Annotated in this window: 13 protein-coding genes; 10 read left to right on the top strand and 3 right to left on the bottom strand. The window is 33.2% G+C overall.

The features are described from left to right. Positions 1 to 289: 289 nt before the first annotated feature. Positions 290 to 565 carry an ArsR/SmtB family transcription factor gene (locus tag ACLBXA_RS08910; protein WP_001208312.1) on the top strand — a complete coding sequence of 92 codons (276 nt, stop codon included), beginning with the start codon at positions 290 to 292 and terminating at the stop codon, positions 563 to 565. Positions 566 to 895: 330 nt separating this feature from the next. Next, positions 896 to 1,276 carry a hypothetical protein gene (locus tag ACLBXA_RS08905; RefSeq protein ID WP_000453955.1) on the top strand — a complete coding sequence of 127 codons (381 nt, stop codon included), beginning with the start codon at positions 896 to 898 and terminating at the stop codon, positions 1,274 to 1,276. Between the two features lie 230 nt (positions 1,277 to 1,506). Here the strand turns inward: ACLBXA_RS08905 and ACLBXA_RS08900 are convergent, their stop codons facing one another. Both ACLBXA_RS08900 and ACLBXA_RS08895 read right to left on the bottom strand, forming a co-directional pair. Continuing rightward, complete coding sequence (locus tag ACLBXA_RS08900) at positions 1,507 to 2,958, bottom strand: FAD-dependent oxidoreductase (protein WP_136804212.1); 1,452 nt, start codon at positions 2,956 to 2,958, stop codon at positions 1,507 to 1,509. A gap of 1,100 nt (positions 2,959 to 4,058) precedes the next feature. Then, positions 4,059 to 4,382: a winged helix-turn-helix transcriptional regulator gene (locus ACLBXA_RS08895; protein WP_001072962.1), complete on the bottom strand. Its 324-nt coding sequence runs from the start codon at positions 4,380 to 4,382 to the stop codon at positions 4,059 to 4,061. A 124-nt stretch (positions 4,383 to 4,506) separates the two neighbouring features. On the opposite strand from ACLBXA_RS08895, the gene ACLBXA_RS08890 reads away from it, so the two are divergent. The 4 genes from ACLBXA_RS08890 (at position 4,507) to ACLBXA_RS08875 (ending at position 8,297) form a co-directional block, all read left to right on the top strand. Then, a complete protein-coding gene (locus ACLBXA_RS08890; RefSeq protein WP_002082441.1) occupies positions 4,507 to 5,040 on the top strand; it encodes an NAD(P)H-dependent oxidoreductase in 534 nt (177 codons plus the stop codon). 134 nt (positions 5,041 to 5,174) lie between these two features. After that, complete coding sequence (locus ACLBXA_RS08885) at positions 5,175 to 6,677, top strand: class I adenylate-forming enzyme family protein (RefSeq protein WP_044784233.1); 1,503 nt, start codon at positions 5,175 to 5,177, stop codon at positions 6,675 to 6,677. A gap of 144 nt (positions 6,678 to 6,821) precedes the next feature. After that, positions 6,822 to 7,385: a GNAT family N-acetyltransferase gene (locus ACLBXA_RS08880; protein ID WP_000775342.1), complete on the top strand. Its 564-nt coding sequence runs from the start codon at positions 6,822 to 6,824 to the stop codon at positions 7,383 to 7,385. Positions 7,386 to 7,397: 12 nt separating this feature from the next. After that, positions 7,398 to 8,297 carry a PhzF family phenazine biosynthesis isomerase gene (locus tag ACLBXA_RS08875; RefSeq protein ID WP_000849331.1) on the top strand — a complete coding sequence of 300 codons (900 nt, stop codon included), beginning with the start codon at positions 7,398 to 7,400 and terminating at the stop codon, positions 8,295 to 8,297. An 83-nt stretch (positions 8,298 to 8,380) separates the two neighbouring features. On the opposite strand, the gene ACLBXA_RS08870 is transcribed toward ACLBXA_RS08875, so the two are convergent. Further along, on the bottom strand, positions 8,381 to 8,590 hold the full coding sequence (locus ACLBXA_RS08870) for a hypothetical protein (RefSeq protein WP_098900495.1): 210 nt from the start codon (positions 8,588 to 8,590) through the stop codon (positions 8,381 to 8,383). An 83-nt stretch (positions 8,591 to 8,673) separates the two neighbouring features. Between ACLBXA_RS08870 and ACLBXA_RS08865 the strand changes: the two genes are divergently transcribed. The 4 genes from ACLBXA_RS08865 (at position 8,674) to ACLBXA_RS08850 (ending at position 11,889) form a co-directional block, all read left to right on the top strand. After that, positions 8,674 to 9,423, top strand: a complete 750-nt coding sequence (locus ACLBXA_RS08865) for a Nif3-like dinuclear metal center hexameric protein (protein WP_001027990.1) — start codon at positions 8,674 to 8,676, stop codon at positions 9,421 to 9,423. A gap of 187 nt (positions 9,424 to 9,610) precedes the next feature. Then, positions 9,611 to 10,450, top strand: a complete 840-nt coding sequence (locus ACLBXA_RS08860; RefSeq protein ID WP_000406146.1) for an aminoglycoside phosphotransferase family protein — start codon at positions 9,611 to 9,613, stop codon at positions 10,448 to 10,450. Positions 10,451 to 10,478: 28 nt separating this feature from the next. Further along, on the top strand, positions 10,479 to 11,036 hold the full coding sequence (locus ACLBXA_RS08855) for a DUF7010 family protein (RefSeq protein ID WP_001099747.1): 558 nt from the start codon (positions 10,479 to 10,481) through the stop codon (positions 11,034 to 11,036). Positions 11,037 to 11,064: 28 nt separating this feature from the next. Then, entirely contained in the window at positions 11,065 to 11,889 is an 825-nt protein-coding gene (locus tag ACLBXA_RS08850; RefSeq protein ID WP_447617173.1) for a hypothetical protein, read from the top strand. Positions 11,890 to 11,892 lie beyond the last annotated feature (3 nt).

Here is an 11,892-nt window from a genome sequence, read left to right as displayed (position 1 = left end):
TAGAACGATTTGTATTTTTTCATCAGCTGTAAATTTAGCCATAGAAAAACTGCACCCCAATTGTTAGACTGTGTCTAACAATTGGGGTGCAGTTCAACTATCTGCTCTTTTTTTATTGATTTTAGTAAGTTGAATATAGAGTAGTGGTGAGACATTATGTTAAGATTCTCCTTTAGTTTCGGATTAAAGTTTTTTTATATTTTTTTAAAATGACGGACATAAAAACGCATATACCTTCGAATTATATATATGGATAACATAAATATGTATATAAAAGGGGAGAAATAAGATGAGAGAAAAAAAAGAAATGTTTCAAGAAATTGCTGAGGTGTTAAAGGTATTGGCGCATCCCGTTCGTCTATCTTTAGTAAAAATAATGCTTGCAAAAGGCCCTACTAATGTAACAACAATGTATGGGGATTTACAAATGCCTCAAAGTACAATTAGTCAACATTTATCTAAACTAAAAGCTGCTAAAATGGTTACAGGTACTCGGAAAGGATTAGAAATTTATTATGAGGTAACGGACAATCGCACAAAATCAATATTAGCATGTTTAGTTTAAATACTGATTGTCTAGACATTAAGAAGAGGATGAAAAAGTAATTCTTTGACTACAATTTTTAAGATTTTATACAAAAGTAATATGTATAAGTGCATGTGATTTTCTTACTAACATAAGTTGTATGTAGGGTGGTTATTAATTTGTTATACTTCTTAATTAGCTTATTTTATTAAAAATTAGTAAGGTGAAGGATTATTTATGTACACATGAAATATTTTATAAAGAGTACGACTTTACTCCAAAGTTACATTTTTAGTTTTTTATCTATAGATCTAATACTAAAGGGAAAATAACTGAAATATAAATGTAATTGAAAGGAGTGGAGTAACAATGGAGGTAAGCCTTTTTTTAGGATTTTTTTGGGGGTGGATAACGGTTATCATCTCAGGAATACTTTTTGTACGACCATCTATACTACGTGAACTGAAAAAATTAGTGGTAGAAGACAGAGGATTTGGAATTATGTATGGCTTTCTATCAATTTTCCTCGGGTTAGGTACTGTTATCTTACATAATGTTTGGACACTTAATTGGCAGGGACTCATTACACTTATTGCATGGCTCGCACTATTAAAAGGGATTTATGTAATTGCATATCCTGAACCATCCAAGAAAACCGATTTTGAAGTAAGAGTACTATCTACTCGTATAGTGCTTGCTATCCTTGGTGCTTTATCTTTATGGATGCTTTTCATACTTTATATGAAATAGAGACAAATATTTTTGATCATGGGAGTATATAGGTGAGGAGTTTTGGGTAGTCCTTTGGAACGGGATTTTATAGTTAACTGTAAATATAGTGTTTCTTCCCTTGTAGATATGTTTTTATAAATAGTGAGATGGGCAAAACGAAAAGAGTCCTAAATAAATAGGATTCTTTTCGTTTTATAAAAGTGAACTTATTTTGTATCACTAATACAATGGATGATTATTTTTCCGGACTATTCGCAGTTATCTATCTTGGTATACTCAATGGTGGCTATGTGACCATCCGGTCGAATCAAAACGGTATCTATATTTTTTAACTTGGAATCTTGTATTTCTCCTATTATCACCTTTATGTGTGAATCAATATTTATTTTATTTATCTTATCTATATAAGTAGGGTGTATTAATAAAATAAATTTACCATCCTGCATTAATTCAAAGAGTTTATAACTTTTCTTATTTAGAGAAGAAATAGTGAGGTTTGTACATCTTTTTCCTATCAATGGATGCCTTTCTATATCGTGCATCGACGAATACATTATCCCTAAGCCACTTACTCTTTCAGATAAATCTTGATTTATCTCGGGGTATGTAAGTAGGTACGAAAATAAATCCCTCAATTCCATTCCTGCGTTTGAAAAGTTTATCATTAATTGTTCTTGCGCTTGTACTTCCTTGAAAAATTGTTTTCCCACAGCATGTCTTTCAATATGATAACTTTCTAATAGGCTTTCATATTTTTTTTGTTTTATTGCGAGTCCTAATTTCCATCCTATATTAAAAGCATCTTGTAGACCTACATTCAAACCTTGTCCTCCAGCAGGGAAATGAATATGTGCTGCATCCCCAGCTAAGAATACACGCTTATGTTGATAAGTATTTGCTAGTTTGGTTGCATTGCCAAAACGAGAAAGCCATATTGTGCTCTTAATTTGAAGATGTTTACCTGTAATACTATAAATACTATCTATAAACTCTTTTTCTGTAACAGCAACATGAACAGGTATTGTCTGATTCTTAGGGTCAATAATTGCAAAACGAAATACATCAGGTGTAATAGGTACCATCATTAATATCCCATTTATATTAGAAGTAGATAAAAATGGATTATCTGGTATACCTTCTAAAATAACATCACCTAATATAGCGGTAGTTGTTGTGTTTGTTCCATTAAATGGTATATTTGATAATTCACGAACTATACTTCTTGCTCCATCAGCTCCTATTACATATGGAACTTCTATTTTATATATTGTTTCTCTTTGTTCTATTTCTAGTTGTACGAATGTTTCATATTGTTTTAAGTCTTTCAGAGTATGCCCGCGTTTAATGACTACGCCTAATTCTAATGCATGTTCTTCTAATATTTCTTCTGTAATAGATTGGGGAATAAAAAGTGTATACGGAAAATCAGTATTTAAATTTTTAAAGTTTAATCTTGTATCTAAGGCAGAAAAATGACTTGTATTTAATTTCTGTCCTCTAGCTAAAAATCTATCTGCAATACCTCTCATAGCCATCAATTCTAAGGAACGAGGGTGTAGTGTGAGTGCTCTAGAATTTCGTACCCGGTCTAATCTTCTCTCTAAAACAACAACTTTTACGCCTTGGATAGCTAATTCACATGCTGCCATAAGTCCAACTGGACCACCACCAACTACCGCTACATCATAATAATTGTCCATATCATGCCCTCCATTTATTTAATTGTTTAAGAGCTAATGTGAAAAATTGTAAATAGATTAATGATATCTATTGTACATATATAATTATACTTCATTTTAGTTTCTTCGGAAACTAAAATGAAGTTCCTAGGAGAAGTCTACATAGTAAGTGTGTAGTTAAAGCTATATATCGTTTCTGCAGCTTCTTCTGCTTGTGCTATTTTTGCTAAAAATGCTACTGCTGTAGTTCCATATGGGAGTTGTAAAGGTCTTTCCGCTATTCGTAGTTTTAATGAAGTAGTAGTGGTTTTAACTCGACTTCAAATAATTCGCTTTCAATTTCATTAAGTGCATACATTGATACAGGGTGTGGAGAGGTATTAGATAAGACTTGTGATGAAAGAAGTGCTCCTGATGAGGAGTAAAATGTAACAAACACTTGTGAAAATGGAGGGACCATAATGATTACACGGTCAGTTTTTTGTAACGTATTAACCAACTCCAAAATAATATAGTTTTATAAAAATCAAAAAAAAAAATAGATAAATATAAAGATATTATTATGGGTACTTTTCCGATAGTGAATTAAGAAAATTAATAAACTCTTTATTTTATTGTAAATAATTTAAGAGCACACAAATATGCGCGCTCTTAGAATAGAAAGGTAGTTTTCTATGAGTAGGGAGTCCTCATATAATAAAATATGCTTGTCCAATTTAAATGTGAGAAGTTTTTTATAAAAATGCTATTTGGTAAGTCTATGTGAAAAATCACCTTGTACAGGAACTCTTTGCAAAGTATTTTGTCTGCAGTCATGATTATTAAAGTTGATGAGAGCTGTTATTCGACTAATAAAACCACATCTCAAATTGTTGACTATATGTCTAACAACTAGGATGCGGTTCAATGAATAAAAAGTGTCCGAGCAAAATATAAGGTGAAAAGTATAAGATACTTTTGTTATAAAGAGTATTTATAGATGAATGTTATTGTTTTTTATTTCTGAAAGATTTGGGGTTCTAAATTACGAGTTGTTGGAGTCCCTCTAATATAAAATTTCAGTAGAAATATTGAACTACTAATATGAATGTAGAAGATTTAATAAAGACGGTAATGTTTTTTTAGTCATGTAATCTTTTCAATTGATGATCTTTTCCCCATTCACATAGTTCATCCATAATTTGCATTAAAGATTTCCCATATTCGCTTATTGTGTACTCAACCTTTGGTGGAACTTCTTGATATACAGTACGATGGATAATTCCATCAGCTTCAAGTTGCCGAAGTTGTTGAGTCAGAACTTTTTGCGTAATGTTTGGAATTTCTCGTCGGATTTCATTTGTTCGCATTTTTCCATCTATTAAGACACATAAAATATGAACTTTCCATTTTCCGCCGATTACGTCGAGTGTCGTTGCAATTGGGCAGTCATCATTTTGATTCATATAACACCTCCACAGGTACTTTAAGGTTCCTATAGCACTTTAAAGTACGTACTTTTCAATTATATGTGACTCATTCATACTAATACGTAAAGGGTTGAATAATTTATAAAGGGGATGAAAAATGATGAAAACACTTGTAATTGTAGCACATCCTGATATTGAAAAATCAAAAATTAATAAAAGATGGATTGAAGAACTTGAGAAATATTCGGATGAAATTACGGTGCATGAATTGTATAAAGTGGCACCGAATTGGGAGTTTAATGTGGAAGAGGAACAAAAGCTGTTAGTAGAACATGACCGATATATATTTCAATTTCCTCTCTACTGGTACAGCTCACCACCTTTATTGAAAAAATGGTTCGATGATGTATTAACATATGGGTTTGCATACGGATCACAAGGAGATAAAGTGAAGGGAAAAGAATTTGGTGTAGCTATTTCTATAGGTGGATTAGAAAAAGACTATGAAAATAGTGGGATTACAATGGATGAGTTGACGAAACCATTCCAAGCTACATGCTTATATACAGGTATGGAATTTATACCTTCCTTTTATTTATATGGTGCAGAATATAAACTAAGTGATGAAGAGATTGATAAAAGTGCACCTGAATATGTGCAATATGTGATGAACAAGAAGTATTCTAATATATAATGAAAAATAGCCATTTACTTGTGAAGTAAATGGCTATTTTATATTCTTCTTATATTCACTAAGTGTAATCTTTAGTAAATTAATAGTTAATCTGGTAAAATAAAAAACCTAACATATATAAAGGGGAGTTTTACTTGAGAACGATGCAAAAATTATTACAAAAAAGAGCAATGCAATCACCAAATTTGGAAGCGCTTGTAGGCGGAGAGAAAAGGTATTCGTTTCAGCAGTATAATGAACGAGTAAATCAGCTTGCACATTATTTGTTACATAATGGTGTGCAAAGAGGAGACCGTATAGGAATACTATGCAAAAATAATCACCCGTTTCCAAGCGTTATGATGGCAAGTTTAAAAATTGGAGCGGTATGTATTCCGCTAAATCATCAGCTTACTGCTTATGAATTAGAAACGATTGTAAAAGAAGCGAAATTAAAAGTATTAGTTATTGATGAAGAATTTAGTGAAGTATTATTAAAGATTGATGCTGTTAAAGAAATCCCTTATGTAATTCAAACGACAAAAGAAGGCTTTGGTTCATTTGAATTAGAGTTGCAAAAACAGCCAACGTCAGAACCGAACGTAGAAGTTCATGAAGAAGACGATGCCATTTACTTATTTACTTCAGGAACGACTGGACAGGCGAAAGCATGTGTAATTGGACATAAAAACTTGCATCATTATTTTGCTGAAATTGCGGGCCAAAGAGAAATCCCAGCAGGTGAACGTTTTTTATCCGTGCATCCATTGTTCCATATGAGTGGCGTGCTTTCTATTTTAAATTGTATTTATCATGGCGTTACGATGATTTTCTTAGCTGATTCGAATCCTGCTATTATTTGGGATAAGATTGAAGAAGAGAAAATTACTACGATGCTTGCGTTCCCAGCTGTTTATAGTTACATGCTTGATGAGCTAAATAAAAAAGAACGTAACATTTCAACCTTTAAAGTAGCACAAAGCGGTGGTACAAAAGTGCCAGAAACACTCATTCAAAAATATATGGAAAAAGGAATATATATGGTGCAAGGCTATGGCAGTACAGAAGGTTGGGTTGTAACCTCATGGCATCCAATGATGGGAAAAGAAAAGATGTCTTCTGTAGGAAAAACACTGAAACATGTAGAGGTGAAAATTGTTCATCCAGAAACAGGTGATGAACTAACAACAAATGAAGTCGGAGAGATTCATGTAAGAAGTCCATACATGTTTAAAGGATATTGGAATAATGAAAAGGCGACAAAGAAGGTAGTGAAAGATAATTGGTTTAACATGGGTGATGCTGGCATGATAGATGACGACGGATTCCTGCATATTATGGGAAGATATAAAGACGTTATTATACGCGGTGGTGACAATGTATATCCAGATCAAGTAGAAGATGTTATTCATGAAATACATGGTGTTTTAGAAGTTGCAGTAGTTGGAGTTCCAGATGACTTTTGGGGAGAAGTTCCAAGAGCTTACATTGTGAAGGATGGCGAAACAACATTAACAGAAGAAAGTATTACTCAGTATTGTAAGGAGAAATTAGCCAGTTACAAAATACCAGAAGTGGTATTCATAGAAGAATTACCGAAAAATGCTTTAGGAAAAGTGTTGAAGAGGGAATTACGAGATGTAGTTCTTATGAAATAGAAAATTATGAAACGATGGAGAACCCAGTTATGTATAAAGCATGACTGGGTTTTTATGTATCAAAAACATAATAATTTACTAGATTTTGTATTTCATGTAAGATAATAAAGAATATTCAATTAATAATTCGAGGGATGAAATTAAATGAAGCTACCGTTATTAGAAGTAGAGACGGATAGACTCATTATCCGTCCATTTCAAAAAGATGATTACGAAAGTTGGTTAGATGGATTTAATAAGAGACTGCCATCGCAGTATAAATATGACGATGGCTATCAAGTTCTGGTATCATCAACAAAAGCATGGTTCACGGAATGGATAAGAGGTTTTGATGAAGCAGCACATAGAGATGAGATGTATGTATTAGGCATTTTTCGTAAAGAAGACGGAGCTAATATTGGAAAGTTAGAGCTGATAAAAATTTTACGAATGGATTACCAATGGGCGATGATGGGGTATTCCATACATAATCAATACTGGAAAAATGGATATGGCATAGAAAGCGTGAAAGCTGCGTTATCGTTATTTTATAATAGTCTTCATTTTCATAGAATTGAATTACATATACATGTTGATAATGAGCCATCTGTTCGTCTTGCGGAACGATCAGGTTTTTCTTTTGAATGCGAGAGAGAGGCGTTTTCTTTAGAGAATGGTAAGTGGATGGATTTTCTTATTTATTATAAAAATAAAGAAATGAACAAATAAGGAGAAAAGAAAATGAAGACTATAAACGTATTTCATTACGACGCATTTACGAATAAACCAAATAAGGGAAATCCAGCAGGTATTGTATTAGAAGCAGATGGATTAACGGAAGAGAAAATGCAAATTATTGCTGAAAAAGTTGGATATAACGAAACAACTTTTGTTCTTTCTTCAGAAGTAGGAGATATAAGAATGCGTTATTTTACACCTGGTTTTGAAATGGATTTATGTGGTCATGGGACAGTAGGGACGATATATGCTTTGCGCGAAAAAGGTTTATTAGAAGAGAAAAGTAACCTTACGATTGAAACGAAGGCTGGGATTTTACCGATACAAATAGGTGTAAATAAAAATGGAGAAACCTTTATTAAAATGAGACAGGCAGCACCTCAGTTTAAAGAATTTACAGGTTCAAAAGAAAAATTAGCTCATAGTATTGGTTTAGAAATAAATGATTTAGATGTAAGTTTACCGATTGTATATGGAAGTACTGGTAATTGGACTGTAATTGTACCGATTAAAAATCTTAATGCATGCGAGAGAATGAAACCTAATAATGCTGCATTTCCATCAGTATTAAAAGAAATACCTAATGCTTCTATTCACCCAATTTGTCTAGAAACTTATGATGAACTAGCACAAATGCACGGCCGTCATTTTTCATCAGCTTACGCTGGGACGATTGAAGATCCAGTGACAGGAACAGCTTCAGGTGTAATGGGAGCGTATTATGCGGAGTATTTAGAGAAAGATTTTGAACATGAATTGGATTTAATCGTTGAGCAAGGACAGGAAATAAATAAAGATGGTCGTGTAACTGTTTATGTAACGAAAGAGATAGAAAACGAGAAGTTACAAATAGATATTGCTGGAACAGCGGTGTATGTGAAAGAGTTTGAAGTTTCAATATAAAGTGAAACTTTAATCAGTGGGGGTTTTACTGCCCGGTGAATAGCAAGATAAAAAAGAAAGCCCGGAATACATCCGGACTTTCATTATCTGTTCAATACTTCAATGTACGAACCATTTCCGGTTGTTCTTAAAGCGGAGCGGAAATTATTATTTTCTAACGCCACAGCAACTTGTTGTAACTGCTGTGCATCATCATGATGGATAAGTAAGCTGTCAGCACCGCTTTCTTCTATATGAATGTGTTCGACATTTCCGATAGCATCATGTACAGCTTTTAAAAATTCAGGTTTCATGGTGTCCTCCTATATGTATGTAACGTTGTTATTTAGTATTTCCTTATTTTTGAAATATAAAAGTAAATGAAAGGAGAAATAAAATGAATATAACGCAGTTTAACGAACAGATAACATCATTATTTGAAGAGCATCTTCACAAATATGGCGATGATGAATATGGTTTTACTCATATAAGTAAAGATGAATTTCACAAAATCGGTTACACAACAAATCTGACATTAGAGACGATTGAAGAAGCGTATAAAAATGGAGTCGATATGATAGTTACACATCATGCGCCGTGGAGTTTTTTATTTGGTATGGAAAAGGCTTGTATTGAGAAATTGAAGCAATATGAAATGAATCATTTTTGGATTCATTTGCCGTTAGATTTTGTAAAGTTTGGCACGTGTACGTCGTTATTTAACGGAATTGGGATAGATACAATACTAGAATATTCCACGTATGAGGAAGAAGAACTACCGGGAATAGGAGAATATAAAGAAGCGATTCCTTTTTCAAACTTAGTTGGAAAACTGGAAGAAAAAATGGAAGAGAAAGTGAAGAGCTGGAGAAATCATGATAAACCAGTAAAACGGATTGCGATTTTAACCGGTGCAGGAAACAATACAAATTTAATTGAACGTGCATTAGAAAAAGGATGTGACACGTACATAACAGGTGAAAAAACATTATATACAGTGCAACATGCGAAATTTAAAGGGATTAATTTAATTGTAGGCAGTCATACTTTTACAGAAGTGTTTGGTGTAGAAAGTTTGGCTCATAAATTACAAGACAGAGACCCGGCAATAGAAATTATTAGAGTATATGAAGAGCATTTAGAGTGATGAAATCACATCACATTACCATAAATGGAATGAACTATATGATGGAATATTGAAGAAAGCCATTGTAATAAAATAAAATTGTTGTTTGCTATATTAGGATGGTTGGCAGGATTCCCCTCACGTTTGTCAAATAATAGTAAAGTTGTCTTTTGAATTAAGGGAATATTCCGAATTAAAGGGTGAGAGAATGGAAATTTCAATAATCACTGCACAACTAATTAAGGAAAAAGTTATTTCACATTATCCAAATAGCGTAAAAGCATTAAACGGGGGAACGACAAGTACTGTATATTTGTTGGATGAACAATACGTTGTAAAGTTGAATGAATCGGATGTCATACGTGAAGAAGCTTATTTTCTTCAGTTTTATAAAAAGGACGAATTATTTCCAAAGCTTTTATATAAGGAACCTTTAAATCGCTATATTGTTTACTCATTCCTTGAGGGCACAACGTCTTGCAAACTAGGCCATAAACGGAGTGTTCTTTGTAAACTTGTAAAGGAAGTTATCAATAAGTATGAAGTGGCTACAGAGGTTGATGGCTGGGGATGGAAAGAAAATCTGCTTCAATCTTGGAGTGAATTTTTAACAACAAATGTGATAGAAGCTCATGAAAATGTAAGACGTTACATAAGTGAAGAAGAGTATAGAACGGTTCTTAATTTAGCAAATAGGGATGCTGGAATAAATCAGCCATTTTTATTGCATGGTGATCTTGGATTTCATAACTTTATATTTAAAGAGAATAAACTGCACGGTGTAATTGATCCTTTACCAGTGTTAGGAGATCCTATATACGATTTAATTTACGCGTTTTGTTCAACTCCGGAAAATTTAACAAAAGAAACAATTAATTATGCGATGAAACAGTGTGTATTTCATAAAAAAGACTGTGATTTATATGAAGAAATAGTCATAGGATTATATTTACGTATAGACACATGTTTAAGACATCACCCGAAAGATTTAGAAGATTATTTAATAGCTTGGCGTTATTGGATGGGTGAAATTAAGCCGGCTTTATAGCACAAATATTTTGGGGGGAGATAGTGAAATGAATGTTGCAGAAGCGAAAAAGGATTTAGCAATAAAAACGAAGAGAGGCTTACCGATTATATTAGCCGGCGTTTTATTTTGGATAGTTATGAGTATAACGGGATTTGTTCTTTCTGAAAAACAAGTGGTGTGGGTATATTTAATCGGTATGGGCTGTGTGTTTCCTTTTGGCTTAATGATAGCTGCTATATTGAAAATTGATATGTTTGCGAAAGGAAATCCGTTAGGGGTTTTGGCAGGCTTAATTGGTGGGATAAATGTATTGAATATTCCACTTGTATTACTTGCCTATTTTCAATTTCCAGAATGGTTACCTTTTGTAGTAGCGATGTTAATAGGTGTTCATTTTATTCCGTACGTATGGATTTATGAAAGTAAAAGTTATGGTTTATTGTCAGTAGGGACTGTATTTGTAACGTCAGTTTGTGGGATTCTTTTTGCAGAAAAAGGATTTATTGTAATTCCATTATCGGTTACAGTTGTCTATTTACTTACTTTTATAAGTTTGTTAATTGAAAATAAAAAAGCAGATCATTATCAACAAAAGTCAGCTTAATAAAGAAATAGGGATAGGGGGAATTATTATGGAAAATTTCGTTTGTACAACGTGTGGTGTGCAGTATGCAGCGAGTGTAGAAGAACCGGTGAGTTGTCATATTTGTGATGAAGAGAGGCAATATGTTAACCAAAAAGGACAATCTTGGACGACACTAGAAAGCTTACAAACAGGTGATACATATAAAAATGAAATAATCGAAGAGGAAAATGGACTTTATAGTATTACGACAAAACCAGGATTTGCGATCGGTCAAACTGCATTTATAGTGAAAACAGAGTCATATCGTTTACTATGGGACTGTATTACGTATTTAGATGAAACGACAATTGAGAAGATAAAAGAGCTTGGTGGATTAGATGCAATTGCATTGTCTCATCCGCATTATTATTCAACGCAGGTAGAATGGGCGGAGACATTTGATGTACCAATTTATATACATGAAGATGATAAAGAGTGGGTAATGCGCCCGAGTAGTCGTATTATTTACTGGTCTGGAGAGTCATTACAATTAGCTGATGGATTAGTCATTCATCGTTTAGGGGGACATTTTAAAGGTGGATCTGTCTTACATTGGGAAGAAGGTAATGATGGAAAAGGGATTTTGTTAACAGGTGATATTATTCAAGTTGTAGCGGATGAAAGGTGGGTAAGCTTCATGTACAGCTATCCAAACTTAATTCCACTACCAGCGAGAAAAGTGGAAGAAATGGTGAATCGAGTGAAGCTGTTACAGTTTAATCGTTTATACAACGCTTTTCATCGAGTAGTAAAAGAAAATGCAAATGAGGCAGTTGAACGTTCTGCTGAAAGATATATAAAAGCAATAGAAGGAAAGTTGTTTCATACGTAAAAG

It is taken from the genome of Bacillus sp. D48C, assembly GCF_053345735.1.
This window is presented reverse-complemented; position numbering and strand designations above follow the sequence as displayed.

Coding starts and splice junctions, on each gene's coding strand:
- ACLBXA_RS08870 (WP_098900495.1), bottom strand. CDS start 8,590: ATGAAACCTGAATTTTTAAAAGCTGTACATGATGCTATCGGAAATGTC.
- ACLBXA_RS08855 (WP_001099747.1), top strand. CDS start 10,479: ATGAATGTTGCAGAAGCGAAAAAGGATTTAGCAATAAAAACGAAGAGA.
- ACLBXA_RS08900 (WP_136804212.1), bottom strand. CDS start 2,958: ATGGACAATTATTATGATGTAGCGGTAGTTGGTGGTGGTCCAGTTGGA.
- ACLBXA_RS08860 (WP_000406146.1), top strand. CDS start 9,611: ATGGAAATTTCAATAATCACTGCACAACTAATTAAGGAAAAAGTTATT.
- ACLBXA_RS08880 (WP_000775342.1), top strand. CDS start 6,822: ATGAAGCTACCGTTATTAGAAGTAGAGACGGATAGACTCATTATCCGT.
- ACLBXA_RS08895 (WP_001072962.1), bottom strand. CDS start 4,382: ATGAATCAAAATGATGACTGCCCAATTGCAACGACACTCGACGTAATC.
- ACLBXA_RS08910 (WP_001208312.1), top strand. CDS start 290: ATGAGAGAAAAAAAAGAAATGTTTCAAGAAATTGCTGAGGTGTTAAAG.
- ACLBXA_RS08865 (WP_001027990.1), top strand. CDS start 8,674: ATGAATATAACGCAGTTTAACGAACAGATAACATCATTATTTGAAGAG.
- ACLBXA_RS08905 (WP_000453955.1), top strand. CDS start 896: ATGGAGGTAAGCCTTTTTTTAGGATTTTTTTGGGGGTGGATAACGGTT.
- ACLBXA_RS08890 (WP_002082441.1), top strand. CDS start 4,507: ATGAAAACACTTGTAATTGTAGCACATCCTGATATTGAAAAATCAAAA.
- ACLBXA_RS08875 (WP_000849331.1), top strand. CDS start 7,398: ATGAAGACTATAAACGTATTTCATTACGACGCATTTACGAATAAACCA.
- ACLBXA_RS08850 (WP_447617173.1), top strand. CDS start 11,065: ATGGAAAATTTCGTTTGTACAACGTGTGGTGTGCAGTATGCAGCGAGT.